Origin of the sequence: uncultured Microbacterium sp., from assembly GCF_913776565.1 — a bacterium.
Lineage (GTDB): Bacteria > Actinomycetota > Actinomycetes > Actinomycetales > Microbacteriaceae > Microbacterium.
Map to the genome: position 1 here is coordinate 1 of NZ_CAJYPF010000156.1, position 26,596 is coordinate 26,596.

Below are 26,596 nucleotides of genomic sequence, written 5' to 3' on the forward strand. Positions count from 1 at the left end.
TCTCGCGCGTGACGTCGCCCAGGACGATGTCCGAGCCCGACCACACGAGCCGACCGTCGTCGCGGCGGTGCACGGCGAGCGGCATCCGCTGCACCTTCGTGGCGTCGACGCGACCCGCGTCCACCGCGGCCGAGAGGCGCTCGCGCACGATCTCGCCGAAGGGCGCCGCGTCGAACGCGTCCCGCGTCACCCCCAGCAGGCGGTCGCCCTCGTCGAGGAGCTCGTCGAGGTCGTCGAGGAAGGCGATGCGCTCGCTGTCGTTGGGCCGCGGGCACGCGCCCGTCCAGTGCGCCGCCATGCCGCCGACGTTGCTCGACATCGCGGCGACGGGCATCCCGTCCTCGCCCTCGAAGGCGTAGCCCTCGTCGAGGAGGAACGTGCCGGGGCGCGCCCCCCGCACCCCGGCACGGGCGGCCCCGGGGCTGGCGACCTTCTCGCCGCGCTCCCCCGGGCCCTCCGACGCCACCTGCGCGCGAGCGCGTTCGGCGGTGTCGGAGATGTTCTTCACGTGCGCGCCGGGCGGGTTCGACACCGTCGGCCCCACCTCGAACATCGCGATGCTCGCTCCGGGCACCCGCTCCGAGAGGATCCGGGCGTACGCCGAACCCGTCGGCCCGCTGCCGACGATGACGACATCGACGGATGCCGGGTACTCCCGGGCGCTCATGCCGCGCGCGCGATCTCGACGACGTGGGCGACCGAGGCCTCCGACGCGGTGGTGGGGTAGTACTCCAGGCCGACGGGCCCGTCGTAGCCGCTGTCGCGGAGCAGGCGGAAGCGCTCGGCCCAGTCGAGCGAGCCCGTTCCGGGCTCCCCCCGACCGGGAGCGTCGGCGAGCTGCACGTAGTGGATCAGGTCGCCCGCGTTCACGAGCTCGGCCTCCATGTCCTCGCCCTCGACGGCCGAGTGGTAGATGTCGTACAGCACCCCGAAGTGCGGCGAGTCGACGCCGCGGGCGACGTAGACCCCCTCGGCGGTGCGGTCCAGCAGCGAGCCGGGGTGGTCGACGCGCACGTTGACCGGCTCGAGCACGAGACCGACGCCCGATCCCTCGATCTGGGCGATCGCCGTGCGGTAGATCTCGATCAGCTTGTCGAGCTGCACCTGGCGCTTCCACCCGCCGAAGCCCGTGCCGCTTCCCACCACGATGCGGGGGCAGCCGAGATCCCGCGCGATCGCGACGCCCTCGTCGAGCTTGCGGAAGAACTCGGAGTGGTCCCACGGCGGGATCATGAACTGCGTGCGCGGCTCGCTCAGCTGCGCGGTGAGCTGCACGCCGGTCTCCTCGAGCGCGGCCTTCAGCGCCGGCAGGTCCTTGGGCGTCGCCGGGGCGTCCACCCCGGTGGGACCCCACATCTCGACGGCGTCGAAGCCCGCGGCCGCGGCCGCGCGCACGCGGTCGTGGTAATCGCCGGCCTCGGTGAAGAGGAGTTCGATGTTGGGAGCGAGTCGGTACATGGGGTGTGTCCTTTCGACTGCGGGGCGCGACGATCGACGGATGCCGCGCTTCGCGGCATCCATCTGGGCAGGCTCAGCCCGTGAGAAGAGGGGTCAGCCCTTCAAGCCGCCGGCGAAGCCCTGGATGAAGCGCTTCTGGGCGAACAGGTAGAAGGCGAGGATCGGGATCATCGAGACGATGACGATCGCGAAGATCTGGTTCCAGGCCGAGACCAGCGAGCCGATGTAGTAGTACATGGCGACCGGGAGGGTCTGGTTCGCGGAACCGCCGAGGAAGATCAGCGACGTGAAGAAGTCGTTCCACACGATGAGGCCGGCGAGGATCGCCACGGTCCCCGTCGCGGGCGACATCAACGGGAGCACGATGCGGAAGAAGATCTGCGTGCGGCTGGCGCCGTCGATGGTCGCCGCCTCCTCGTACTCGGTGCCGAGCCCGCGGAAGAACCCCGCGTAGAGGAAGATCGCGAGCGGCAGGAGCATCCCGGTGTAGAGGATGATCATGCCCCAGGCCGAGCCGGTGAGTCCGAGCGCGCGCGCCCCGATGTACAGCGGCACGGTGCCGAGCTGCGTGGGGAGCACGATCGCCACGAGGAACAGGTAGTAGACGACGCGGCTCCACCGGCGCGTGCTGCGGGCGATCACGTAACCGGTGAGCGAACCCAGGAGCACCAGCAGCACGATGCTGCCGGCCGTGATGATGATGCTGTTGACGAGCCCCATCACGACGTTCGAGTTGCCGGTGGCGGTGAGCACCTTGAGGAAGTTGCCGAAGTCGGGCGCCGTCGGCGGTGCCAGCGTCGACGAGGTGATGACCTCGCGGTCCGACTTCAGCGAGGTCGTGACCAGGAAGTAGAACGGCAGCAGGAAGACGAGCGCGGCGATCCAGAACAGGAACTCGCGCAGTCCCGTGAGCTTGGTGTAGCGGAACATGTCAGTTCTCCTCCGAACGGTCGGCGGTGACGCGCTGCTGGATGACGGCGAAGACGAGGATGATCAGGGTGAGCAGCAGCGCGAGGGCGGCGCCGTAGCCGAAGTTGCCGAGCGCGAAGGACTGCTTGTAGACCTGCGTCGCGAGCGTCTCGGTCGCCGCGGCGGGGCCGCCGCCGGTGAGCGCCATGATCTGGTCGAAGACGCGCAGTCCGTTCACCAGCCCGAGGGTGGTCGCGATCGCGACGGCCGGGCGGATGGAGGGGAGCGTGACGTGCCAGAAGCGCTGCCACAGGTTGGCGCCGTCGATGGCTGCGGCCTCCTCGATCTCGACCGGGACGGCGGCGAGGCCGGCCATGTAGATCACCATCGAGAAGCCGATGTTCTGCCAGACGAGAACCACGAGGATGGTCCAGATCGCCCACGTGGGGTCGGCGATCCAGGCGCGGGCCATCGAGTCCAGGCCGATCCCGCGCAGCACGAGGTTGAGCGGCCCGTTGAAGTCGAAGATGAACTTCCAGATGTACGAGGTCGCCAGCGGGCTCAGCACGACCGGCATGAAGAAGAGCGTGCGCAGGATGTAGCGGCTCTTGAGCCCCCGGTTGAGCCCGAGGGCGATGCCCAGGCCCAGGATGTTGCTGAGGATCACCGATCCGAAGGCGAGGAACAGCGTGTTCCACAGGGCCCCGATCTTCGTCGGGTCCTGGAAGATGCGCGTGAAGTTGTCGAGCCCGATCAGCTCGAAGGCCCCGATGCCGGTCCAGTTCGTGAAGGCGAAGAAGCCGCCGACGCTCGTGGCGACGTAGTGGATGCCGATGACGAAGAGGATGCCCGGCAGCGCCCACCACCAGTAGCCGAACTTCAGCAGGCCCTTGCGCCGCGGGGCGGGAGCCTGTCGGCGGCGTCCGCCGCGGCGCGGCAGGACCACGCGCTCGGTCTCGGTGGCGGCGACCTCGCCGGCTCGGAAGGTGGTGCTCATGGCGTCCTCGTCATCCTCGATGGGGTGCGGCTCCGCCGCCCGGGTCCAGGGGCCCGGGCGGCGGATTCACTCAGTTGCCCCAGGCCGCATCCATGTTCTGGAGCACCTGGTCGATGCTGCTCTGGCCGGTCAGCAGTCCCTGGACGCCCGTCGAGAGCGCGTCGTACACGGCCGGGTTGGGCCAGACGTTCGAGGGCAGGGTGGTGTACGAGCCGTTCGAGATGTCATCGACGACCTCGGAGTAGATCGTGTTGCTCAGGTCGAGGTTCTTGTACTCCGAGATGGGCAGCAGACCCGAGGCCTCGTAGAACTTCTCCTGCGCGTCGGGGGTGGCGAGCCAGTCGAGGAACTTCTTCGCGGCGTCCTTCTTCTGGGACTTCGCGTTGATCGACGCGGCGTAGTTCGAGCTGGCGAGCACGAAGGGCTTGCCGCCGCCCGCGGCCGGGAAGGGCTGCACCTTGAAGTCGGCCTCCGCGGGAGCCGCCGCGGCGATCTCGACCGCCGAGCCCGAGGGGATGAAGCTGCCGACCGAGGTGCCCTGCGCGAGTCCGTTGGTGATGGCGTCGAAGCCGCCGCCCTCGGCGCCGGCCTGGAAGCAGCCCTTGTCCTTGAGGTCGATGATGGTCTGCAGCGTGTCGGCCCAGCCCTTGCTCTGGGCGAAGGTGGTCTTGCCCTCGGCCCGCTCGGTGTTGAAGTTCGGGTCCGATGCGTAGACGCGGGTCGCCGCGATGCCCTGAGCCGTGAGGCCCGCGTTCGGGGCGGCGGCGCCGGCGAGGGCGAGCATCGACTTGCCGTCGCCCGCGAGCTTGCCGCATTCGGCGTAGAAGTCGTCCATGGTGGTGGGCCAGCTCGTGATCCCGTTCATGCCCGCCGTGCCCATGCTGGCGACGACGGCGCCGATGGTGAAGTCCAGCGGCTGTCCGTAGGTCTTGCCGTCGATCTCGAAGAGCGTGTCGCTGCCGGTCGGCACGAGCGACGTCGCCGTGTCGCCGAGCGGCTCGAAGAACCCGGCCTGGGCGAGGGCGCTGAGACCGCGTGCGTCACCCGCGCCGGGCGCGGTGATGATCACGTCGGAGGCGTTCCCCGCCTGCAACTGCGTGCGGATGGTCTCGCCGTACTTGTCGTTCGGGGTCGGGTTCGAGGTGATCGTGACGCCGGGGTTCGCCGCCATGTACTCCTTGGCGAGCGTCTCGTACGGGCTCTCGAGGTTGTTGGAGGTGGCGAACGTGAAGGTGAACGATTCGGCGTCGCCCCCGGAGTCCCCCGCGCTCGAGCCCGAGCAGCCCGAGAGGGCGAGAGCGGCGGTGACGGGGAGGGCGAGAAGACCTGCGATGCGCGTGACGCGGCGTTGCGGAGCCATGGGCCAGCCTTTCTGACGACGTTGTCGGCGAGCCCTTCGGTGGGAGCGCCTGTGCTGTGTGACCCAGTATCGGCGCGTTGCGCCGAAAAAGCACATAAGTCTTCGCGATGCGGCGCATAAGGCCGCACGAACGCGGCCGCATCGCCGAGAGATATGCGTCCTGGCGCCTGCATAGATGCCGTTGATACGATGCGAGCACAGCTTCCCCGAGCGAAGGATCACGCCGTGGTGACCGACCATGCGACACTCTCGCGCCTCGATCTCAACCTCCTCGTCGCCCTCGACGCACTGCTCACCGAGCGTAGTGTGACGCGCGCCGCCGAGAGCCTGCACCTGAGCCAGCCCGCGTTGAGCGCGTCGCTCGCGCGCCTGCGCGCGCACTTCGACGACCAGATCCTCGCCCGCCGCGGCAACACGTACGAGCTCACCCCGTTCGCCGTGCGCCTGACCGATCACACGAGCACCGCCCTGGAGGCGGCGCGGCGCGTGTTCGAGAGCCAGGCGTCGTGGTCACCGGCCGAATCCACGCGCGAATTCTCGATCTACGGCTCGGACTACGGCTTCGTCACGGTCGGCACCGTGGTCTCGCAGCTCGCCGCCGAGCAGGCGCCGGGAGTGCGGTTCCGCTACATGCTGCACAATCCCGGGATCGTGGAGGAAGCCGCGAACCGGCTGCGCTCGGCGGACGCCATGGTCATCCCCCACGGCCCGGTCTCGGAACTGCCCCATCTCGATCTCTGGCAGGACGACTGGCTCGCCGTCGTCGCCGAGGACAACGCCGAGGTCGGCGAGGCTCTCACCATGCAGAATCTCGCCGACATGCCGTGGGTGCTGACCTTCCAGTCGCGCTCGGCGTTCACGTCAGCCGCCCGACAGATCCAGCAGCTCGGCGTCGAACCGCGCATCGAAGTCGTGCTCGAGAGCTTCCTGTCGGTCGGCCACTTCGTCAGCGGGACGCGCCGCGTCGGGCTGGTGCAATCGGCCCTCGCGCCGCATCTACTGCGCATCGGCGGCATCCGCGTGGTGCCCCTGCCCTTCGCGGCGACCCCGATCGTGAGCGCGCTGTGGTGGCATCCCTCGCACACGCGCGATCCGGAGCACGAGTGGATGCGGGGGCTGTTCGCCGAGGCCGGGCGACGCATCGCGGCCGGCCACCCGCCGCACTGAGCGGCGGGCGCCGGCCGTCATCGCGCCACGGTCGCCCTCAGACCCCCGCGGTCACCGCCCGCATCGACGCACGGATGAGGTCGTGCTGGCGACGCACGAGCAGCAGCGGGTCGACCTCGCCCAGCTCGGCGAACGCGTGGCCCTCCCACTCGCTCGACCAGAAGCCGCGATAGCCGCCCTCGACGAACACGCGCACGAGCTCGGGATAGTCGATCGCCGGCTCCTGTCCGGCGTCGTCGATGTCGTAGAACTTCGCGTGCACGTGCACGATCTGCGGCATGATGTCGGCCCACTCGCGCGGATCGACGTGTCCGTGCATGTTGAAGGCCAGGTGCGCGAAGGCGCCCAGCCGACCCGGGTCGAAGTCCCGCCCGCGGAGGTACGCGAGGAACTCCTGCTGGCGCGCCTGCATCGCGGCATCCGTCGCCCAGATGCTCTGCAGCGTCTGGACCGCCTCGTCGTCGAGGCCCGCGCGGCGCACGGCCCGCAGCAGGGTCGGCGACATCGCGTGCATGGTGGAGGAGAAGTCGGCGACGAAGCCGAGAAGCGGGGAGTCGAGCTCGGCGTAGGTCTCGCGCACGCGCAGAATCGGTTCGGCGTTCGGACCCATCGGCGCATGGATCTCGTACGCGAGTTTCAGCTCGAGGTCCTCGGCGATCGGCAGCAGGCGACGCAGCAGCTCGGGCTTGGCGCTCTGGATGCGCACGAGGGGGAAGCCGAGCTTCTTCGCCCCCTCGAACATGAGCTTCGAGAACGCGAACTCCTCGTCGGGCGTCATGTCGCGATCGCGGCGGCGCCCCATGTCGAGGTTCGCGCCGAACGAGCTCTCGACGAACCCGTGGCGGTCGAACGCCGCGCGCCACGTGCGCACGAAGTCGTCGCCGACCACCGGGTAGGTCGGCACCATCTGGGATGCCACGATCTCGATGCCGGGGCCGATACCGAGCTGGGCGACCCGGTCGAGCAGGCCGTCGAAGTCGAAGTACCCCGCGCGGAACTCCGCGCTGGCCGAGTACAGCGTCAGGCCGAGCTGGAAGGGGTCCTCCTCGGCCGCGGGCGGCGGGGGCGTGACGTCCGACACGAGCGCCGGGATGCCGGCATCCGCGTCGACGACGTCGAGGGTGCGGACGTCGTGCGCGACGTTGGGCACGTACATGCCGGGCCCGCCGTCCTGGCCCGGGGCGATCTGCATGTACGGCAGGCGCAGCTCGCCGTGCAGCACGACGTCGTGGGTCTCGCCGAGCACGACGGGCCGGGCGCGGCGGGCGACCAGCCGGGGGTGCTCCTGCAGGAACCACAGCCGTTCGCTGTGCTCCGGCAGCTCGTCGAGCCGGTACGAGGCGTCGGCGAACTCGAGGCGCAGGTCGTCGGCATCCACCTGCTCCCCGTCGACGGTCAGGGCGAGGGTCGACACCGACGACAGCCAGAGGCTGCGGTACCAGGGGATCGTCAGGCGCAGCGCCAGCCCGTCGGGGTGCGTGCGCAGGCTGTCGTCGTGGATGAGTCCGTTGGGCATGTCGATCCCTCAGAGACGGTCGGCGATCTGGCGGATGAGCGTGTGCTGGCGGCGCACCTGCTCGATCGAGCGCCACGGTTCGCGTTCGCCCTCGTACTCGCTCGAGAGGTACCCGGTGTAGCCGGCGTCCTTGAGCGCCCGCAGCACGGGCTCCCACGGAATCTGCTGGTCGTGCAGGTCGGCGTCGATGTCGTGGAACTTCGCCTGGATGAACACGACGTTCTCGATGACGTCGAACACGTCGTTCGGGTCCACGTGGATGCCGTCGAGGAACGCCGGACGCTGACCCGGCAGCTCGCCGGGCTTGAGCGGAATGGGGCGGTCCTGGAAGATGCCGGTGTCGAGCAGGAGTCCGAAGTGCTTCGTGCCGGTGCGGCGGATGAGGGCGATGTAGTCGTCGACGACCTCGTGCTTGATGGGGGTCGGCGAGTGGATCTCGGGGCAGATGATCACGTCGAGCTCCTCGGCGAGCGGCAGGGACGCCTCGACGACCTCGGTCCAGATCGGGTGCGGGATGAGGTCGCTGGAGACGACGCCGATCTTGGGCCGCACGAAGCGGAAGCCGAGGCGCTTCGCGAGACGCAGATCGCGCTGCAGCGCCGCAGCCCCCTCCTCCACCGTCATGTCGCGGCCGTTCGGGCCGCTCGAGTGCAGGCGCGTGTCGATCCACGAGCCCATGTTGGTCGGCTCGAGGCCGTACTTCTGCAGGAGGGCGAACCACTGCGCGACCCACTCGTCCGAGGGGTGCGGGTAGTTCGGGACGTGCGCCTCGCCGAGGATCTCGATGCCGGTCGCGCCGAGGTCGGCGATCGAGGCCATCGCGGTCTCGAGGTCCATGACCGTGCCGAAGTCGGTCATGTAGCTGTAGAGCGAGACGCCGTAGCGGAAGGGGGCACCGGATGCCTCGGGCGCGAGCGTGACGTGCTTGGTGACGCGGTAGGTGCTCGGCTGGTGCTCCTGAGGGATGTACGACATGCGCAGGCGCAGTTCGATCGACAGCTCGTGCACGCCGTCGGGGAGGCCCCCGGGCAGCGGGACGGTGACGATCGCCGCGTCCTCGAGCGGCCAGCGCACGCCGTCGCCGTCCCAGAGCTGGGCGAGCGTGTACTGCCGCCCCTGGAGCGTCCACAGCGGCACGTCGGGTGCGACGTCGACCAGGCCGGGGATGTTGACGGCGATCCCGTCGATCAGCGAGGCGGCCATCCCGCGGTACGAGGGCATGCGCACGCGGAACTGGAAGCCGGTGATCTCGCCGCCCTCCCGGACGTTGCGGAATCCGACGGACTGGATGAGGTCTCTTTCGAGAAGCATCGTCGCTCCTTCTGTGTGGGGTCGCTTCGACGCTACTCGGCTTTTGCAGATTTGCGACATAAGGGGATGTGATGCCGCGCATCATCGAGGCGAACGTCGCTCGCTTGCGGGGCGGTACCGACGACGCCTAGGTTCAGAATCCGAATCACCGTTTTGATTTTCCGTCCGACGCGTCGAGGCGGTTCCGACCGCTCGAAGAGGAGCACACGCATGGCCCACCCGTTGAGGATTCTCGTCGTCGGCGCCGGAATCGGAGGCCTCAGCGCCGCCTCGGCACTCGCCCGCATCGGCGCGACGGTCGACGTGATCGACGACAAGCCCGAGATCAGCGTCGCCGGCGTCGGCTTCGGCTTGCGCATCAACGGCCTGCGCGCCGTGCGCGAGATCGGCCTGCTCGACGAGGTGCTCGAGATCGGGCATCCCGCACCCGGGATCGACAATCACGACGCCGAGGGGAACCTGCTCAGCACGATGAGCTACGGCACGCAGGACGAGGGCCTGCCGGGATGCGTGACGATGTCGCGCATCGCCTTCCTCGAGCTCGCCGCCCGGCACGCCCGCGAGAACGGCTGCACCTTCCGCATGAGCACGACCGTCGCCGACATCGCGCAACACGATGACACCGCGACGGTCACTTTCAGCACCGGCGACCGGGCCGACTACGACCTCGTCCTCGGCTTCGACGGCCTGCACTCGCAGATCCGCCGCGACTACTTCGGCGAGAAGTACGACCCCCGGCCGGTCGGCGGGGTCGCGTGGCGCGTGGGCCTTCCGAACCGCCGCAAGATCATGCAGCCGATCATCTGTCAGGGCTACGGCGGCAAGATCATGCTCACCCCCCTGTCCGAAGACCTGATGTACATGGTGCTCACCGTGGCCGAAGAGGGGCGCCCCCGCTACGACGCGAGCAAGATGGCCGAGATCATGCACGACCGCGCCGCGGCCCTGACCCGCGGGTCGGACTTCCTCGCCGACGCGCTCGACGACGTCCGCCTCGCCGAGAACGTCGCCTACACGCCGTACTCGACGGTGTGGGTGCCCTATCCCTGGTTCCGCGGCCGCGTGATGATCCTGGGCGACGCCGCCCACACGATGACCCCCTACCTCGGGTCCGGAGCGGCGATGAGCATCGAGGACGGGGTGGTTCTCGCCCAGGAGCTCGCCCGGAACGACTCGGTGCTCGACGCCCAGCTCGATGTCATGAAGCGCCGCCTGCCGCGCGTGCGCGCCGTGCACGAGCGCTCGATCGAGTCGATGCTCGAGGAGTTCGACTCCGTCACCGACGAGGCCTACCGGGCGCGCATCGAGCACCTCCGCCACGACGAACCGATCGCCAACGAGTACGCCAACCGCCTCCTGCGGATGCCCTACTGAGACCGAGGACACGACATGCCGCACCCCGACGCCCCCGCCGCACCCCCGGCATCCCGCACCCGGACTTTCGTCGTGGATGCCGCGGACGAGAGCGCCTTCCGATCGCTGAACGGCGTCGGCGGCGTCCCCGGACCCGTCGACGATCACCCCGAGTTCCCCGACATGACGCCGCTGTGGCGCGAGGCCGGGGTCACGGTCGTCCGCTCGTTCGACTGGGTCTCGCGCCTGGACACGCGAAACGACCCCTCCAGCCTCTTCCCCGACTGGAGCGCCGACGTCGACGACCCCGCGAGCTACAACTTCGCCGCGACCGACCAGTGGGTCGAGTCCGTGCACGCCCTCGGCGCCGAGGTGATGTTCACGGTGGCCAGCTCGATCCCGCGCAACAAGCTCCCCGCCGCCGACGTCGAGGTGTACGGCCGGGTCGTCGAGCGCATCGTGCGCCACTACTCGCACGGGTGGGCCGGCGGACCGGCGAAGCCCGTGCGCATCTACGAGTTCGGCGACCAACCCGACTTCGGCCCTCTGCACTTCGCCGGCGAGCCGCGGGAGTTCTACGCCATGTACCGCGCCTTCTGCGAGGCGGTGCAGCGCGTCGACCCGTCGCTGACCGTCGGAGGTCCTTCTCTGGCGTTCTCCCTCGAGGCGGACGCGCCGTACCGCGAGGGGTTCCTGTCGTTCGTCCGCGAGAACGCCCTCCCCCTCGACTTCTTCTCGTTCCTCTGGTTCACCGACGGCACCCGCGATCCGCTCGACTACCGCTACGTCGCGCGCGAGCTGCGGACCCTCCTGGACGACCACGGGTTCACCGACACCGATCTGACGCTCAGCTACTGGAACTACCTCGCGGTGCCCAGCAGCTCCGCCCCCGCCGAGGAGAAGGGCGCGTTCATGGCGGCGACCGCCATCGCTCTGCAGGACACCGTGATCGACCACGCGTTCTTCTTCCGCGCCGACAGCGGTCGCGATCCGCACTACGGCTTCGTGGACCCGGGCGGGGTCGGCGACGTGGACGGCCGACCCGACGAACGCTCCCGTGCACTCGCCCTCGCCGGGCGCGCGATGCGCGGCCGGAGGCTGGCCGTCACCGGTGGCGACGAGTCGGGTCTCGTCGGCATCGCCGGTCGAGACGGCGACCGTGTGCGCGTGCTCGTGGCGAACTACGCCGCCCCCGACAGCGCGCTCGCGCCGCGCGACGAGGATCGCTTCACCTTCCGCATCCCGATCGGCGAGCAGCGCATCGAGCTGAGCCTGACCCTGCCTCCGCAGCGCGCGGACCTCGCCTCGGCACGGGTGGAGTCGATCGTCCTCGACCTGCACCGTCTTCCCTGGGCCGGGCGCACCGTCACCGTGTCGGCCGCCTCGATGACGGGAGCGGTCGACACCTCGCGCGACATCGAGGTGTCCGCCGACGGTAGCCTTCAGCTGGAGTTCGCCCTGCCGCCGCAGTCGGTCCTTCTCGTGGAGCTGACGGGCTGACGGGGCGCGAGGAGCGAGGTGCAACGGTGGCGACACGATCGAGCGGCGCCGGCCTGTCGGAGCCGAAGCAGCAGCGCAGTCGCGACTCCTTCGCGAAAGTGCGCCAGGCGGCGCTCGCGCTGCTCCGGGAACGCGGGACCGGGCAGTTCTCACTGGCCGAGGTGAGCGCGCGGGCCGAGGTGTCGATCGGGTCGATCTACGGCCGGGTCGCGGGCAAGACCGAGCTGCTGCGTCTCGTGCAGAGCCAGGAATTCGACCGCCTCGACGACGAGACCGCGCTCCGGGTCGGTGCGGCGGGGCTCGGAGCGCCGAGCTTCGCTCAGGCGACGACCCGGATCGTCGGCGCCTACGCCGAGATCTTGCGGACCAACCGCGACCTGCTGTCGCCGTTCTTCCTGCTCGGCGTGGACGACGAGGCCATCCTCGAGAGGGGGCATCGCTCCGGTGACGCCGGGCAGGCCGCGTTCGTGCGGGCCCTGCTCGCCGCGGCGGCGGAGCACGGCGTCGACCTGCCGCCGCAGACGGCGGACTGGGCGTTCGAGGTCTTCTACAGCCTCTGCGTGCGCTACCTCGGGTTGGGCGTCGCCGCGACCGCGACTCCCGACGGGGCGTACGGCTGGGACGACCTGCTCGAGCGGCTCGCGCGCACGGTGTCGCTCATCGTCACCCCGGCCTGACCGCACCGCGGAGCGTCACGACGACGAGACGGCGTCCCCCGAACAGAAGGGTTCCGCGCCGATCCCCTGTTCCCGCCGCATCCCCTGTTCTCATGAGGCGGATGCCGTGGCGGCACCGTCAGCGCTCGAGCACCACCGCGAGCCCCTGGCCGACGCCGATGCAGATCGCCGTCACCGCGACGCCGCCCCCGCGGCGTTTCAGCTCGTGCGCGGCGCGCGCGATGATGCGTCCGCCGGACGCACCCAGGGGGTGGCCGATCGCGATCGCGCCGCCGTTCTGGTTGAGCAGGTCGGGGTCGAGCTCGGTCCACAGTTTCGCGCACGCGAGCGTCTGCGACGCGAACGCCTCGTTCAGCTCGACGAACGACACGTCCGCCCACGTCCGCCCGGCGCGCGCGAGGGCGCGGTTCGCCGCCTCGACGGGGGCGACGCCGAACACGTCGGGGTCGTTGCCGAACGCGGCCCGACCGGCGATGCGGGCCAGGGGGTCGGCATCCACCGCTCCCTCGGCACCCAGCAGCACGGCCGATGCACCGTCGTTGATGGGCGAGGAGTTGCCGGCCGTGACCGTGCCGCCCGCGCGGAAGGCCGGGCGCAGCCCCGCCAGCACCTCGGCGGTGGAGTCGTCGCGGATGCCCTCGTCGCGCGCGAGGGCGTGCCCCTCGACCTGCACGATCTCGTCGGCGAAACGACCGTCCGCCCACGCGGCCGCGGCGAGACGGTGGCTGCGCGCGGCGAAGGCGTCCTGCTCCTCGCGCGAGATGTCGTGGATCTCGGCGAGCTTCTCGGCGCTCTCGCCGTTCGAGATCGTCCAGTCCTTGCGCAGGCGCGGGTTGGTCATGCGCCAGCCGATCGAGGTGTTCCACATCGTCTGGTTCGCCGCGGGGAAAGGCCGCGGACTCTTCTCGACCACGAAGGGGGCGCGGGTCATCGACTCGACACCACCGGCGAGGATCAGATCGGCGTCGCCGGCCTCGATCGCGCGGGAGCCCTGGATCACGGCATCCAGAGACGATCCGCACAGGCGGTTGATCGTCGTTCCGGGCACCGACGACGGGAATCCCGCGAGCAGCGCCCCGAAGCGCGCGACGTTGCGGTTGTCCTCGCCGGCCTGGTTGGCGTCGCCGAAGATGACGTCCTCGATGCGGGCGGGGTCGATCCCGGTCCGTTCGACGACGGATGCCATGACGGTGGCCGCGAGGTCGTCCGGGCGCACGTCCGCGAACGCTTTCGCGTGTCGGGCGAACGGGGTGCGGACGGCGTCGTAGACGAACGAGGCGGGCATGGGTCAGTCCTCCAGCTTCAGGCCGAGCAGCGCCTCGACCTCGGCGTGCGTGTTGTCGCCGAACAGCTCGCGCACGCGGAAGCCGTCGGGGGTGACGTCGAAGACGCCGTGGTCGGTGTAGACCCGCGAGACGCATCCGATCCCGGTCAGCGGGTAGGTGCACGACGCCACGAGCTTGGGCTCGCCGCCCTTGGTGAGCAGGTCGGTCATGACGTAGACGTCCTTCGCGCCGATCGCGAGGTCCATCGCCCCGCCGACCGCGGGGATCGCGCCGGGCTCCCCGGTCGACCAGTTCGCGAGGTCGCCCCCGGCCGACACCTGGAACGCGCCCAGCACGCAGACGTCGAGGTGTCCGCCGCGCATCATCGCGAACGAGTCGGCGTGATGGAAGTAGGCGGCCCCGGCGAGCGCGGTGACGGGCTGTTTGCCGGCGTTGATGAGGTCGGGGTCGACGCTGCCGCGGGCGGGGGCGGGGCCCATGCCGAGCATGCCGTTCTCGGTGTGCAGCACGATCTCGAGCCCCGCGGGCAGGTAGTCGGCGACCAGGGTGGGGGCGCCGATGCCGAGGTTCACCACGGCTCCCTCGGGAATGTCGGATGCCACGCGGGCGGCGAGCTGCGTGCGCGAGATGCGGGTGGTCATCGATCCTCCTCGGATGCCAGGGCGCGGCCTTCGATGTCGACTCCGCCGACGAATTCCCCGTCGCGCAGCCACGCCCGCTCCCCCACCGCGACCACGCGGTCGACGTAGAGCCCCGGCGTGACGACGGCCTCGGGGTCGAGCGAGCCGAGCTCGACGATCTCGTCGACCTGCGCGACGGTCGTGGTGGCCGCGGCGGCCATGATGGGCCCGAAGTTGCGAGCCGTCTCGCGGTACACCAGGTTGCCCCAGCGGTCGGCCGCGCGGGCGCTGATGAGGGCGACGTCCGCGCGGATGGGGTACTCGAGCACGTAGTCGCGCCCGTCGATCTGCCGGGTCTCCTTGCCCTCGGCCAAGTGCGTGCCGACGCCGGTGGGGGTGAAGAACCCGCCGATCCCGGCTCCGGCGGCGCGGATGCGCTCGGCCAGGTTGCCCTGCGGGACGAGCTCGAGCTCGATCTCTCCGGCGCGGTACAGCCGATCGAACACCCACGAGTCGCTCTGCCGGGGGAACGAGCAGATCATCTTGCGCACCTGTCCGGCCGCGAGCAGGGCCGCCAGGCCCGTGTCGCCGTTGCCGGCGTTGTTGTTGACGACGGTCAGCCCCGCGGCCCCGTGGGCGATGAGGGCGTCGATCAACTCGACCGGTTGGCCCGCGCGGCCGAAGCCGCCGATCATCACGGTCGATCCGTCGCGGATGCCGGCCACGGCCGCCGCGACGTCGGGAACGGTCTTGTCGATCATCGGGCGTCCTCCTCGGCGGGGACGTCCGCGGCCTCCGGCTCGGCGAACACCGTCGCGGCGATGCGGAAGGCCGTGTTGGCCGCCGGGACGCCGGAGTACACCGCCGACTGCAGGATGACCTCGCGGATCTCGTCGATCGTGAGGCCGTTGCGGATCGCCGCGCGCAGGTGCATCGCGAGCTCCTCGTGGTGGCCGTGGGCGATGAGCGAGCTCAGCACCGCGATCGAGCGCGACCGGCGGTCGAGACCCGGGCGCGACCAGACGTCGCCCCAGGCGACGCGGGTGATGAAGTCCTGCCAGTCGGCGGTGAGGTCGGTGGTCGCGGCGCGCGCGCGGTCGACGTGCGCGTCGCCGAGTACGGCGCGCCGCACGGCCATGCCCTGGTCGTGGCGTTCCCGGTCGGTGGGCATCAGGAGTCTCCTCGGGTGACGGAAGCGAAGAACGAGCGCAGCAGGGCCGCCACGGCCTCGGGCTGCTCGGCGGGGGGCAGGTGACCGGCGTCCGCGATGCGCGCGACGCGACCGTCGACGACGCCCTCGGCGATCTCGACGGCCTTCGCCTCGGGGGCGACGGCGTCGTGGGCGCCCCACGCGGCGAGGACGGGGACGTCGATGCCGGCGAGGGTCGAGCGCACGTCGTACGCGGCGAGCGCCTCGCAGCACCGGGCGTAGCCCTCGTCGTCGGCGTCCTGCAGCGCGTGCAGCAGGCGGCCGCTCAGGTCGGGGCGGCGGGCCATCGAGTCGGGGGCGAACCAGCGCTGCGCCGAGCCGACGATCAGGCTCGACGTGCTCTGGGACCGCGCCTGCGCGGCCCGCTCGGCCCACGACACGGGGTCGCCCAGAACGGCTCCGGATGCCACGATCGCGGCCGCGCGCACGCGGTCGCCGTGGCGCCGGGCGAGCTCGAGCCCCGTGGCCCCGCCGAGCGAGACGCCGGCGTACAAGAAGGTGTCGTCGGCCACGGCGGCGGCCACGGCATCCGCGAGGTCGGCGACGGTGAACGCGTGCGAGACGCGCGGCCCCGCGCCGTGTCCGGGCAGGTCCCACGCGGCGACGCGGTAGTCGTCGGCGAGAAGCGGGATCACGTCCTCCCACAGGATCGTCGAGGTTCCGAGCGAAGGGCCGAGCACGACGAGGGGCGCGTTCTCCGGTCCGACCGGTTCGTTCAGGCGGATGAGAGTCGTCATCGGTTCTCTCCGTTCCCGCCCCGAGCGGTGCCGCGGCCGACGTGGGTCGTGCCCCGCGCGAGCCGAGGCGCCAGCCCCAGGTAGCCGGCCGGGTCCACCAGGGACTCGATGTCGAGACCGGTCGTCTCGGGCAGGGCGCGCAGGCGCGACGCCAGATCGTCGTCGCCCGAGAGCAGCTCGGCGAACCGCTCGGCGCCGATGAGCGGCACGAGCACTCCGCGCAGACGTTCGCTCACGAGCCGGCCGCGGGTCAGGGCGGCGTTGTCCGCCGCGGCGCCGACGTCCACGCGCAGGTGGGCCAGCAGCGACGACCCGTGCGCCGACGCGCCGACGGCGAGCCGCAGCAGCTCCCGCAGGGTCGGCCACTCGGCGTGCCAGGCGCCGTCGGGGCGCTCGTCGACGGCGAGGGCGGATGCCAGGTGCAGCGTCGCAGCCAGCTGCGGCGCGCGCAGGGCGGCGGAGCAGATCAGCACCGCCTCGGCGGGGTTCTGCTTCTGGGGCATGGCGGACGATCCCCCGCCGATCGCCTCGGAGACCTCGCCGATCTCGGTGCGGCTGAGGGTCGCGACGTCCCCGGCCACCTTGCCGAGCGCGTCGATCGCGCGGACGAGGGCGTCGCCGATCTCGGTCACCGGACCACGCGAGACGTGCCACGGGGCGTCGGGGGCGTCGAGTCCGAGTGCCCAGGCGAAGGTCGCGGGCAGGGCGTCGGCGGCATCCGGGGATCCGGTCGCCTCGACGAACGAGGCGAGGGTCCCCCCGGCCCCGGCGAGCTGCGCGGGGAAGGTCAGGGTCTCGAGCTGCCGGGCGGCGCGTTCCAGCCCGCGCGCCCAGGTCGCGGCACGCGCACCGATCGTGGTGGGCACCGCGTGCTGCGTGAGGGTGCGCGCCGCGGCGACGTCGTCGGCGTGCCGCTCGGCGAGCTGTCGCGCCCACGCGGCCGCGTTGCTCGTGGACCGCCGCGTCTGCTCGACGGCGCGGCGCGCCACGACCATCAGCGCGGTGTCGAGGATGTCCTGGCTCGTCGCGCCGCGGTGGATCCACCCGCGATGGGCGAGATCGACCTGGGCCCGCAGCATCCCCACGAGGGGGATGACGGGGTTCCCCCCGGCGACCGCGTCGCGCACGATCCGGGCGATGTCGAGCGCGCGGATCGACGTCCCGCCCTTCTCGTCGCGCCCGAAGACATGATCGATGTGCGCACGCGCCTCGCGGGGGGCTGCGCCCACCTCGACGTAGGCCGCGACGAGCGCGCACTCCACGTCGACGAGCGTGCGCAGCACGAAGGCGTCCGACAGCAGGTCGTCGTGCCCGACGCTCACGGGCGAGAGAAGGCCGATGTCGAGGACGGACGGAGTGTCAGAAGGCAAGGAACACCGTCTCGTTCTCGCCCTGCAGCCGGATGTCGTGCGTCAGGTACCCCTCGGGCGTGCGGGTCGCGATCAGGCTGGCGCGCTCGGTCTCGTCGAGCGAGGCCAGCAGGGGGTCGGCGGCGAGCGCCGCGGCGTCGGCCGGCGAGTAGATGCGGGTGTGCAGCTTGTCGGGCAGGCCGCGCGCGAACACGATCGCGGCGAAGAATCCCGCGCGACCGGACTGGATGCCGGGTTCCCTCGTCCAGAACGTGTAGCGCCCCTCGTCGTCGGTGAAGGCGCGACCGAAACCGGTGAAGGTGTGGTCGTCGCGGCGGAACGCCCCGCGCGCCCGCGGCACCGAGCCGTCGGCATCCGCCCCGAAGATCTCCACCAGCGCGTCGGGGATCGGCGCCCCTGCTCCGTCGCGCACCGTGCCCGACAGCACGATCGCGCCGGGCGAATGGGGGAAGACGACCTCGTGCTGCTTCGGGTACTCCAGGCCGTAGGCGAAGAACGGCCCGACGGTCTGGCCGGGTGTCGCGCGATGCGTCTTGGCGGGGATCATGCCCGGCCCTCCTGCGCGCCCTTCGACCGGCTCGGAGACCGCATCGTGCCTCGATGTGCTCGTCATCTCACTCGTCCTCCGCCTCGAAGTACGTGCGGTCGGGTCCGTCCACGACGATGTCGAAACGGTATCCCGTCGCCCACTCGGGCGAGGTCAGGTCGTGGTCGTACACGCCGACGAGGGCGTCGCGGTCCTTCTGCCGGTGGATGCTGTTGTAGATCGGGTCGAGGGCGAAGAGCGGGTCGCCCGGGAAGTACATCTGCGTCACCAGGCGCTGCGTGAAAGAGGACCCGAACACCGAGAAGTGGATGTGGGCGGGCCGCCACGCGTTGCGGTGGTTCTTCCAGGGGTACGGGCCCGGCTTGATCGTCGTGAAGCGGTACTCGCCGTTCTCGTCCGTGATCGCGCGACCGGCGCCGGTGAAATTCGGGTCGAGCGGGGCGGGGTGCTGGTCGCGCTGGTGGATGTAGCGACCGGCGGAGTTGGCCTGCCAGATCTCGATCAGCTGGTTCGCCACCGGGCGCCCCCACGAGTCGAGCAGTCGGCCCTGCACCGTCATCCGCTCGCCCAGGGGCTCTCCGGCGTGCTGCAGTGTCAGGTCCGACTCGATCGCGGCGACGTCGCGCTGCCCGAACGCGGGCGAGAACAGCTCGATCGTCTCGGGGTCCACGAGCTTCGGGTTCTTGGTGGGATGCCGCAGCACGCTCGACCGGTAGGCCGGGAAGTCGTGGGCGGTCGCCGGCACGTCCTCGCCCGCGGCATCGGCGCGGTCGAGTTCGGCGTGACGGGCCCGGATCTCGCGGACGATGTCGTCCTGCGTCGCCTGGTCGGGCGCGGCGAGCAGCGATTCGGGTGCTGCGGCGGGGCGGTTCGTCATGGGTCTCCTTCGACCCCTCCATGCTCGGACATGCGACGGGGCTGCGGCAGAGCGTTCCCGCTGAATGGGAGTCGTGCCATGGTGGTACCGTGGCGAACTCCTCCTCGGGCGACTCCGTGACGGACCGTCTGGTGCGCATCCTCGAGACCTTCACGCCCACGCGCACGGCGCAGACGACGGCCGAGATCGGGCGCCGGGCCGGTCTACCGAGCTCGTCGGCGCACCGGATCGTGAACGAACTGGTGGATGCCGGACTCCTCGAGCGCGACGAGGAGCGTCGCGTCCGCGTGGGCATGCGGTTGTGGGAGCTGGCCACCCGTTCGTCCCACGCGCTGCGCCTGCGGCAGGCGGCGCTGCCCGCCATGGAACGCGTGCAGCAGCGCGTGCGCGAGCACACGCAGCTCGCGATCCTCGAGAAGGACGAGGCGTTGTTCCTCGAGCGCCTGAGCGCCCCCGACTCGGGCGCCAACGTCACGCGGGTGGCGGGCCGACTGCCCCTGCACGCGTCGTCGTCGGGACTGGTGCTCCTCGCTTTCGGACCGCGCGATCTGCAGGAGCGCGTCCTCGCGGGCCCGCTCGCCGCGGTCACGCCGTCGACGATCGTCGATCCGGCCGCCCTGCGTCGCGCCCTCGCCGAGATCCGCACGCTCGGCCGGGTGATCGCCCCGGGCTACGTCGACGAGGTGTCGACTGGCGTCGCGGTGCCGATCCGCGACGAGACGGGGGCGGTCATCGCCGCCCTGTCGGCTGTGCTGCCGCGAGACGCCGAGACGCAGTTCGCCCTCGTCGAGTTGCACCGCGCCGCGCGCGACACCGAGCGCGCCCTCGGCTACCGGCGCTGACGCGCCTGGTCCCCGGCCCCGCCCGGCCGCCGACGTCGCACGCCCATCTGCATGATCCGTGGGGCGTGTGGCACCCGAAGTGCCGCACGGGGCGCCCCGCGGCCGCCCGGTCCTGCAGATGAACCACGTCGAGCCACATCCCGTTCAATGAGAGCCCCGCGGCAGCGCGTCTGCGGGAAAGGCACCATCGACACAGCCACCGTCGAAGGAGACGCCATGACCACCACCCTCCGCACCCGCGTCGCGATCATCGGCGCGGGCCCCGCCGGACTCCTGCTCGCGCACCTGCTCGATCGCGCCGGCATCGCCTCGGTCGTGATCGACCGGCGTTCGCGCGACGAGATCGAGAGCACCATCCGCGCCGGCATCCTCGAGCAGGGCACCGTCGAGCTGCTCGACACCCTCGGCCCGCACTCCCGCGCGCGCACCGTCGGGCACCGGCACGACGGCATCGAACTGCGTTTCGAGGGCGAGGGCCACCGCATCGACTTCGCCGAGACCGTGGGCCGCGCCGTGTGGCTCTACCCGCAGCACGAGGTGCTGAAGGATCTCATCGCCGCACGCCTCGCCGCCGGGCAGGACCTGCGCTTCGGCGTCACCGCCGAGGGCGTCGAGGATGCCGACACGACCCGGCCCCGCGTGAGAGCCCGTGACGCGGACGGCGACGTTCTCGAGATCGAGGCCGACGTGGTCGTGGGGTCCGACGGGTCGCGCAGCGTCGCGCGCGCCGCGGTGACCGGCTCGAGCCAGGGCGGGTTCTTCCGTGAGTACCCCTTCGCCTGGTTCGGCATCCTGTGCGAGGCGCCGCCGAGTGCGGACGAGCTCATCTACAGCAACTCCCCCGACGGCTTCGCGCTGGTGAGCCAGCGTTCCCCCACCGTGCAGCGCATGTATTTCCAGTGCGCCCCCGACACCGACACCGCGGCGTACAGCGAACAGCAGCTGTGGGACGAGCTGCAGAAGCGCGTCCCGGGCACCGAACTCCTGCGCGGGCCCATCTTCCAGCGCGACGTCCTGCGCTTCCGCAGCTTCGTCGCCCACGAGCTGCGCCGCGGCCGCGTCGCGCTCGTCGGCGACGCCGCGCACACGGTCCCCCCGACGGGTGCGAAGGGGATGAACCTGGCGATCGCCGACGTGCGTCTGCTCGCCGAGGCCCTGCGACGTCTGCTGCTCGAAGACGACGAGCGCGCGTTCGACGCCTACCCCGAGCGGGCGCTCGCCCGCATCTGGAAGGCGCAGCACTTCTCATGGTGGATGACGAGCCTGCTGCACGTGGCCCCGGATGCCACCGCCTTCGACCGTCGGCGGCAGGTCGGCGAGTTGCGCTCGGTGGTGGATTCCGCCCACGGCCGCGCCTATCTGGCCGAGGCCTACTGCGGCTGGCCGTTCGACGACTGACCTCCGCCCCACCCCCGCCCGCGCCCGCGCCCGCGCCCGCGAGTGTCCAGAACACCCGGACGGTTCTCGAAATCACCCGGGTGTCCGGGATACTCCATCGCCCTCGCCGCGCGTACGACGGCGGCGCCCGAGCCGGAGCACGAGCGCCGCCGCGAGAGGACGTCCGAACTCAGTCCTCGCCGTCGCGCGACCGCGGGAACGGGCTCGGCACCACCGGCACCGTGCCGGTGTAGCCCTCGCGCTCGGCGGCGAGAGCGGCGATGCGCTTTCGGCATGCGAACCAGCCGGCGGTGATGAGCAGGCTCGCCACGATCGCCACGACCAGCGTCGCGGGTGAGTCGATGAAGACCAGCACGAGCACCACCAGCAGGAACGCGAGGGTCAGGTAGCTCGTGTACGGCGCCCAGAACAGCCGGAACGACGGCCGGACCAGCTGTCCGCGGTCGGCGAGCTGCTTGAGGCGCATCTGGCAGACGATGATCGTCGCCCAGGTGACCAGGATGCCGACGGCGGCGACGTTCAGGACCGTCTCGAACGCGTCGGACGGGTTGACGTAGTTGATCACGACGCCGAACAGCGCGACGAAGGCCGTGATCGCGATACCGCCGTAGGGCACGCCGGCCTTGTTCATGCGTGCGGCGAACTTCGGCGCGGAACCGGCGACCGCCATCGAGCGCAGGATGCGACCGGTCGAGTACAGTCCGGCGTTCAACGACGACAGCGCCGCCGTCAGCACGACGAGGTTCATGATGACGTCCACGCCGGGCACCCCGATCGAGGCGAAGAACGTCACGAAGGGACTCTCGTCCTTCGAGTAGGCCGTGAACGGCAGCAGCAGCGAGAGAAGCAGCACCGACCCGACGTAGAACACCGCGACGCGGAAGATGACCGAGTTGATCGCGCGCGGCATGACCTTCTCGGGGTTCTTCGTCTCGCCCGCCGCGGTGCCGATCAGCTCGATCGAGGCGTAGGCGAACACCACACCCTGCATGAGGATGATGGCGGGCAGGATGCCGTTGGGGAAGAACCCGCCGTTGTCGGCGATCAGCGAGAAGCCGGTGGGTGCCCCCGTCGGCGTGCCGAAGACGACGAAGTAGATGCCCACGAGCAGGAACGCCACGAGGGCGGTCACCTTGATGAGCGCGAACCAGAACTCCAGCTCGCCGAACACCTTCACCGACACGAGGTTGACCGCCAGCACGGTCACGAGCGCGGCGAGCGCCCACACCCACTGGGGAACGGCGGCGATCCACGGCACGTATTTGCCGAAGAAGTTCATGTACAGCGCGGCCGCGGTGATGTCGACCATCGTCGTGGTGGCCCAGTTGATCCAGTAGAACCAGCCCGAGACGAACGCCGCCTTCTCACCGAAGAACTCGCGCGCGTAGGACACGAACGACCCCGAGGTGGGGCGGTGCAGCACCAGCTCGCCGAGCGCGCGCAGGATGAAGAACGCGAACAGTCCGCATACGGCGTACGAGAGCACGATCGCGGGCCCCGCCTGGGCGAGACGACCTCCGGCGCCGAGGAACAGGCCGGTTCCGATCGCACCGCCGATCGCGATCATCTGCACCTGCCGCGACGACAGACGCTTGTGGTAGCCGCTGTCCTCCAGCTGCACGGTCGAGGTGGTGGGCGGCTCGGCGTCGCCGCGACGCGAGGGAGTGTCGGTCATGCCCCCATCGAACCACTCGATTCGCGCAATCGGCGTCCGACAAGCGCGAAGAGATCGGCGTGCCGGGCGCCGCGCGGGGGTCAGAGCCAGTGTTTGCGCTTGAACGTCAGCCAGAGTCCGTACGAGGTGGCGGCCATCAGGCCGAGCGCCATCGGGTATCCGAACGTCCAGTTGAGCTCGGGCATGTTGGTGACGTTCATCCCGTAGATCGCCCCGATCAGGGACGGCCCGAACAGGATCGCCGCCCAGCCCGAGATCTTCTTCACCTGCTCGTTCTGCTCGAGCGAGGTCTCGGTCTGACGCTGTGTGACGAGCGTGGCGTTGACCGTGAGCGCGTTGTCGAGGATCGCGCGCAGGGCCGTCAACTTCTCGCACTGACGCAGTACGTGGTCGAGCACGTCGCGAAGGGAGCGCTGCAGCTCGATGTCGACGCCGTACTTGCCGGCTCCGCGCAGCAGGGCCTCGAGCATGTCGCGCAGCGGCTCGACCGCGCGTTGGAAGTGGATGACCTCGCGGGCCAGCTCGTAGATGCGCTGGGTCAGCTCGGCGCCCTCCGAGCTGAACAGCTGATCCTCGATCTCGTCCACGTCGTTCTGGATGCCGCGCGCCACCGGGTCGTACTGGTCGACGACCTCGTCGAGGATGGCGTAGAGCACGGCCTCGGGCCCCCGCGCGAGCAGTTCGGGGTTCTTCTCGAGCCGCCGCCGGACCTCGGACAGGTCGGGGACCTCGGCGTGGCGGACCGTGACGACGTAGTCGGGTCCGATGAACACGTGCAGCTCGCCGAACTCGACCGTCTCGCTCGAGTCGACGTACCGCGCCGGGCGAAGGACGGCGAACAGATTGCTGCCGTAGCGTTCGAGCTTCGCGCGCTGGTGCCCGGTCAGAGCGTCCTCGACAGCGAGCGGATGCAACGAGAACTCGGCGGCGACGCGCTCGAGTTCGTCGGGCGACGGGCGCAGCAGGCCGATCCAGGCCATGCCCCCGTGCGCCTCCATGTACTCGAACGTCTGGTCGAGGCTCGCCGGATTCTCGATCCGTCGGCCGCCGACGTACACAGCGCTGTCGATGATGGGCATGTCTACCGTTGTACCGTGCGCGGCTATGACGAGAGGGCGATCCTCACGACATCCTGACGGCCGTCACTTCTTCGGGTCGTTGCCCCAGTTCATCAGCGAGTACCGCCAGTCGGTCTCGGTCACATCGCCCTTGGGTCGCTGGGCGCTGTGCCGCTTGACGTAGCCCACGACCTTCCGCATGTGCGCGTAGTCGTCGTCGGTCAGGTCGGACGCCTTCTTCTCGAGGATGCGCACGATGTGTCGCCCGCTCTCGTGCCCGGTGGACTCCCCGCCGTCCTTCTTCTGCCCGACCGATTTCGATTCGTCCGTGTCGAGCCACTTCTTCAACTCGCTCGCGGTCATGTTGACGGCCTCGTCGAAATCCTCGCGGGTCTGATCCTCATCGCTCATGCCGCCATCCTCCCGGCCCCGGACGCGCGCCGCGGCCCCCTTGCACGCGCGCCGCCGCGATGGCATCCCGCTCGAAGCGGATCAGCCGACGGGCTCGCTGAGCGGCTCGTCGATGTCGGGGCCGGCCTGCCGGGCGCCTGTGCCGCGGCGGGCGGCGGCCAGGACCGCGCCGATGCTGGCGGTGATCACCAGCGCGATGCCCAGGATCTCCAGCCACGACAACCGCTGCCCGAGCAGAAGGAACCCGGCGATCGACGCGGTCGCGGGGCCCAGGCTCATGAGGATCGCGAAGGCGGATGCCGCCAGTCGCCGCAGCGCCACGAGCTCGAGCGCGTAGGGGATGGTCGACGACAGCAGCGCGACCGCCGCGCCCAGGGCGAGGATGTCCAGGCGCAGCAGCGCCGGACCCGCCTGCCAGATGCCGAAGGGCAGGGCGACAGCGGCGCCGATCGCCATCGCGAGGGCGAGACCGTCCAGGCGGGGGAATTCGCGGCCGACCCGGGCGGACGCCAGGATGTACAGCGCCCAGCTGACCGCCGCCCCCAGCGCGAACGCGACGCCCAGAGGGTCCAGCCGGTCCCATCCGCCCGCGCCCAGGGCGACGACCCCGGCCAGCGCCAGGCCCGCCCAGAGCCAGCGCGCGAGTCCGGTCGCGGTGAGGATCGACAGCGTGAGGGGCCCGAGCACCTCGATGGTCACGGTGACGCCCAGCGGCAGCCGTTCGAGGGCCAGGTAGAACAGAGCGTTCATGGATGCCAGCACCAGCCCGAACCCGACGACCGACCGCCAGGCGGGGCCCGAGTGTCCTCGCAGGCGCGGGCGCGCGATCACCAGCAGCAGTATCGCCGAGAAGAGCAGCCGTAGCATGACGATGCCGAGCGGCCCCGTCTGCGGGAACAGCATGACGGCGAACGACGCGCCGACCTCTTGGCACACCAGCCCGACCAGCACGAGGGATGCGGCCGAACCCGGGCCGCCCCGCCCGGTCACCGGCGGATCATCCCGCGGGCGGAGCGCAGATCGCGTTGCCCGCGATGTTGTCGCGCATCTGCTCGGCGGTCCACGGCAGCCCCGCCTCGGGCATCGTCTGTCCCGCCGCGGCGGGAGCCTTCGAGGCGATCGCTGCGAGCTGCCAGGCCAACCACGCGCCGGTGTTCTTGTTGCCGGCCGAGTTGTTCAGCACGACGGCGACCGACATGCCGGTCTGGGGGTCGGCGAACGCGCCCGCGAGGTAGCCGGGCGTCCAGCCGTACTGTCCGATGAGCGAGCCGGCCTGGTAGGCACCGCCCGCCGCGGTGAACCACGTGGGCTGGTCGCCGCCGACCGGGACGGGCGCGGCGAACCGGTCGTTCTCGGACGGCAGCAGCGCACCCGTCGCGAGCGCCTGCGCGTACCGACCGAGGTCGTCGATGTCGGTCACGGCACCGGCGGACGCCCCGCCGTAGCTCGACGACATCGTGCTGAACTCGAGCGGGGCGGAGCAGTCGAACGCGCCCTCGGCGTTGGGCTGCGACCAGTGACCGGTGAGCGACGACGGCCCCGGGGTGGCGGCGGCGGGGGCGGGGATGCCGGTGGCCGACAGACCGAGGGGCCCGGTGACCCGCTCGGCGATGACGGTGGCGAGCGGCTCCCCGGTCGCCCGCTCGACGGCCAGGCCCGCCAGATCGGCGTTGGTGGCCGAGGCCGAGAAGGCTTCTCCGGGCGCGTTGCGCCGCGGCTGGGAGATGCCGTAGGCGACGAGCTCGCGAGGGTTCCATACGCGGTCGGGGTTGTTCAGGACCATGCGGTCGAGGATCGTCGTGTACGACCCCAGTCCCGAGGTGCCGTCGCAGAGCTGGCGCAGCGTGATGTCCTCGTAGCCGGGCAGACCGCTCACCCAGGTGGTGACGGGGTCGTCCATCGACAGGGTCCGGTCGGCCTCGAGGGTGTAGAGCGCGTCGCAGGTCATCGCGCCGGTGACCTCACCCGCGCGGAAGGTCAGGTCGGGGGTCACCTCGGCGCCACCGGGGGATTGCGTGCCCACGCCCGACACCCAGCTGCCGCTCCACGGGGCCCACACGCCCACGATCGCGCCGGTGGACCCGGTCGCGGCGATGGCGGCGGTGACCGCGTCGCGCATCTCGGCGACCGTCTCGTCGGGGAGGGGCCCGTCCACCTGGGTGGGGACGTCGATCGTGACGGACCCCTGGGACGTGCAGCCGCTCAGGACGACGGCGAGCATGCTCGCGCCCGCGATCGCGATGGCCGCGGAACGACGCCATCCGCGCATGTGTACCCCCAGCATTTCCGAGCGCGACGAAGCCCGCTCCCGAAAGAT

Annotated in this window: 25 protein-coding genes and 1 pseudogene; 6 read left to right on the forward strand and 20 right to left on the reverse strand. The window is 70.8% G+C overall.

Annotated elements, in window-relative coordinates; genetic code table 11:
* The 5 genes and pseudogenes from QZ433_RS08430 to QZ433_RS08450 all read right to left on the reverse strand — a co-directional run.
* Positions 1 to 667, reverse strand: a pseudogene (locus tag QZ433_RS08430) (choline dehydrogenase); the annotation flags it as partial.
* Positions 664 to 1,458: a TIM barrel protein gene (locus tag QZ433_RS08435; protein ID WP_295781893.1), complete on the reverse strand. Its 795-nt coding sequence runs from the start codon at positions 1,456 to 1,458 to the stop codon at positions 664 to 666. The pseudogene QZ433_RS08430 and the gene QZ433_RS08435, both read right to left, overlap by 4 nt.
* Before the next feature lie 93 nt (positions 1,459 to 1,551).
* Entirely contained in the window at positions 1,552 to 2,388 is an 837-nt protein-coding gene (locus QZ433_RS08440) for a carbohydrate ABC transporter permease (RefSeq protein ID WP_136588282.1), read from the reverse strand.
* Between the two features lies 1 nt (position 2,389).
* The gene (locus QZ433_RS08445) at positions 2,390 to 3,364 is read right to left on the reverse strand and encodes a carbohydrate ABC transporter permease (protein ID WP_136588281.1); all 975 of its coding nucleotides are present in this window, start codon (positions 3,362 to 3,364) and stop codon (positions 2,390 to 2,392) included.
* Between the two features lie 70 nt (positions 3,365 to 3,434).
* Positions 3,435 to 4,724: an extracellular solute-binding protein gene (locus QZ433_RS08450; RefSeq protein WP_295781908.1), complete on the reverse strand. Its 1,290-nt coding sequence runs from the start codon at positions 4,722 to 4,724 to the stop codon at positions 3,435 to 3,437.
* 228 nt (positions 4,725 to 4,952) lie between these two features.
* Here QZ433_RS08450 and QZ433_RS08455 point away from each other — a divergent pair, with 228 nt between their 5' ends.
* Complete coding sequence (locus tag QZ433_RS08455) at positions 4,953 to 5,891, forward strand: LysR family transcriptional regulator (RefSeq protein WP_295782008.1); 939 nt, start codon at positions 4,953 to 4,955, stop codon at positions 5,889 to 5,891.
* A gap of 37 nt (positions 5,892 to 5,928) precedes the next feature.
* Here the strand turns inward: QZ433_RS08455 and QZ433_RS08460 are convergent, their stop codons facing one another.
* Both QZ433_RS08460 and QZ433_RS08465 read right to left on the reverse strand, forming a co-directional pair.
* Positions 5,929 to 7,407: a DUF6379 domain-containing protein gene (locus tag QZ433_RS08460; protein WP_295781909.1), complete on the reverse strand. Its 1,479-nt coding sequence runs from the start codon at positions 7,405 to 7,407 to the stop codon at positions 5,929 to 5,931.
* Between the two features lie 9 nt (positions 7,408 to 7,416).
* Positions 7,417 to 8,718, reverse strand: coding sequence for a DUF6379 domain-containing protein (locus QZ433_RS08465; protein WP_295781912.1), 1,302 nt, complete (start codon positions 8,716 to 8,718; stop codon positions 7,417 to 7,419).
* A gap of 210 nt (positions 8,719 to 8,928) precedes the next feature.
* Between QZ433_RS08465 and QZ433_RS08470 the strand changes: the two genes are divergently transcribed.
* From QZ433_RS08470 to QZ433_RS08480, 3 genes are read left to right on the forward strand one after another with little or no spacing between them, the layout of a single operon-like run.
* Positions 8,929 to 10,092: an FAD-dependent monooxygenase gene (locus QZ433_RS08470; protein ID WP_295781914.1), complete on the forward strand. Its 1,164-nt coding sequence runs from the start codon at positions 8,929 to 8,931 to the stop codon at positions 10,090 to 10,092.
* A gap of 15 nt (positions 10,093 to 10,107) precedes the next feature.
* Complete coding sequence (locus tag QZ433_RS08475; protein ID WP_295781917.1) at positions 10,108 to 11,571, forward strand: hypothetical protein; 1,464 nt, start codon at positions 10,108 to 10,110, stop codon at positions 11,569 to 11,571.
* Positions 11,572 to 11,597: 26 nt separating this feature from the next.
* Positions 11,598 to 12,248, forward strand: a complete 651-nt coding sequence (locus tag QZ433_RS08480; RefSeq protein ID WP_295781921.1) for a TetR/AcrR family transcriptional regulator — start codon at positions 11,598 to 11,600, stop codon at positions 12,246 to 12,248.
* Positions 12,249 to 12,366: 118 nt separating this feature from the next.
* On the opposite strand, the gene QZ433_RS08485 is transcribed toward QZ433_RS08480, so the two are convergent.
* The 8 genes from QZ433_RS08485 to pcaH all read right to left on the reverse strand — a co-directional run bounded on the left by QZ433_RS08485 (position 12,367) and on the right by pcaH (position 18,895).
* Complete coding sequence (locus QZ433_RS08485; RefSeq protein WP_295781924.1) at positions 12,367 to 13,533, reverse strand: thiolase family protein; 1,167 nt, start codon at positions 13,531 to 13,533, stop codon at positions 12,367 to 12,369.
* A gap of 3 nt (positions 13,534 to 13,536) precedes the next feature.
* Positions 13,537 to 14,175 (reverse strand): 3-oxoacid CoA-transferase subunit B, encoded by a 639-nt coding sequence (locus QZ433_RS08490; RefSeq protein ID WP_295781928.1) that lies wholly within the window; start codon positions 14,173 to 14,175, stop codon positions 13,537 to 13,539.
* Complete coding sequence (locus QZ433_RS08495) at positions 14,172 to 14,915, reverse strand: 3-oxoacid CoA-transferase subunit A (RefSeq protein ID WP_295781931.1); 744 nt, start codon at positions 14,913 to 14,915, stop codon at positions 14,172 to 14,174. The genes QZ433_RS08490 and QZ433_RS08495 overlap by 4 nt, the downstream gene beginning before the upstream one ends.
* A complete protein-coding gene (gene pcaC / locus QZ433_RS08500) occupies positions 14,912 to 15,325 on the reverse strand; it encodes a 4-carboxymuconolactone decarboxylase (RefSeq protein WP_295781933.1) in 414 nt (137 codons plus the stop codon). Before pcaC ends, QZ433_RS08495 begins: the two co-directional genes overlap by 4 nt.
* Positions 15,325 to 16,101 (reverse strand): alpha/beta fold hydrolase, encoded by a 777-nt coding sequence (locus tag QZ433_RS08505; RefSeq protein ID WP_295781936.1) that lies wholly within the window; start codon positions 16,099 to 16,101, stop codon positions 15,325 to 15,327. Before QZ433_RS08505 ends, pcaC begins: the two co-directional genes overlap by 1 nt.
* Positions 16,098 to 17,471 carry a lyase family protein gene (locus tag QZ433_RS08510; protein WP_295781938.1) on the reverse strand — a complete coding sequence of 458 codons (1,374 nt, stop codon included), beginning with the start codon at positions 17,469 to 17,471 and terminating at the stop codon, positions 16,098 to 16,100. Before QZ433_RS08510 ends, QZ433_RS08505 begins: the two co-directional genes overlap by 4 nt.
* Positions 17,461 to 18,018: a protocatechuate 3,4-dioxygenase subunit alpha gene (pcaG, locus tag QZ433_RS08515; protein WP_295781941.1), complete on the reverse strand. Its 558-nt coding sequence runs from the start codon at positions 18,016 to 18,018 to the stop codon at positions 17,461 to 17,463. The genes QZ433_RS08510 and pcaG overlap by 11 nt, the downstream gene beginning before the upstream one ends.
* A 67-nt stretch (positions 18,019 to 18,085) precedes the next feature.
* Positions 18,086 to 18,895, reverse strand: a complete 810-nt coding sequence (gene pcaH / locus QZ433_RS08520) for a protocatechuate 3,4-dioxygenase subunit beta (protein WP_295781944.1) — start codon at positions 18,893 to 18,895, stop codon at positions 18,086 to 18,088.
* An 89-nt stretch (positions 18,896 to 18,984) separates the two neighbouring features.
* Between pcaH and QZ433_RS08525 the strand changes: the two genes are divergently transcribed.
* Complete coding sequence (locus tag QZ433_RS08525) at positions 18,985 to 19,737, forward strand: IclR family transcriptional regulator (RefSeq protein ID WP_295781945.1); 753 nt, start codon at positions 18,985 to 18,987, stop codon at positions 19,735 to 19,737.
* Positions 19,738 to 19,953: 216 nt separating this feature from the next.
* The gene (locus tag QZ433_RS08530; protein ID WP_295781947.1) at positions 19,954 to 21,135 is read left to right on the forward strand and encodes a 4-hydroxybenzoate 3-monooxygenase; all 1,182 of its coding nucleotides are present in this window, start codon (positions 19,954 to 19,956) and stop codon (positions 21,133 to 21,135) included.
* Between the two features lie 169 nt (positions 21,136 to 21,304).
* Here the strand turns inward: QZ433_RS08530 and QZ433_RS08535 are convergent, their stop codons facing one another.
* The 5 genes from QZ433_RS08535 to QZ433_RS08555 all read right to left on the reverse strand — a co-directional run bounded on the left by QZ433_RS08535 (position 21,305) and on the right by QZ433_RS08555 (position 26,548).
* A complete protein-coding gene (locus QZ433_RS08535; RefSeq protein ID WP_295781950.1) occupies positions 21,305 to 22,810 on the reverse strand; it encodes an amino acid permease in 1,506 nt (501 codons plus the stop codon).
* An 80-nt stretch (positions 22,811 to 22,890) separates the two neighbouring features.
* The gene (gene corA, locus QZ433_RS08540; protein ID WP_295781952.1) at positions 22,891 to 23,889 is read right to left on the reverse strand and encodes a magnesium/cobalt transporter CorA; all 999 of its coding nucleotides are present in this window, start codon (positions 23,887 to 23,889) and stop codon (positions 22,891 to 22,893) included.
* A gap of 63 nt (positions 23,890 to 23,952) precedes the next feature.
* Positions 23,953 to 24,279, reverse strand: a complete 327-nt coding sequence (locus QZ433_RS08545) for a DUF3140 domain-containing protein (protein ID WP_295781955.1) — start codon at positions 24,277 to 24,279, stop codon at positions 23,953 to 23,955.
* 81 nt (positions 24,280 to 24,360) lie between these two features.
* Entirely contained in the window at positions 24,361 to 25,269 is a 909-nt protein-coding gene (locus QZ433_RS08550; RefSeq protein WP_295781958.1) for an EamA family transporter, read from the reverse strand.
* Between the two features lie 7 nt (positions 25,270 to 25,276).
* Entirely contained in the window at positions 25,277 to 26,548 is a 1,272-nt protein-coding gene (locus tag QZ433_RS08555; protein ID WP_295781960.1) for a serine hydrolase domain-containing protein, read from the reverse strand.
* Between the last annotated feature and the right edge of the window lie 48 nt (positions 26,549 to 26,596).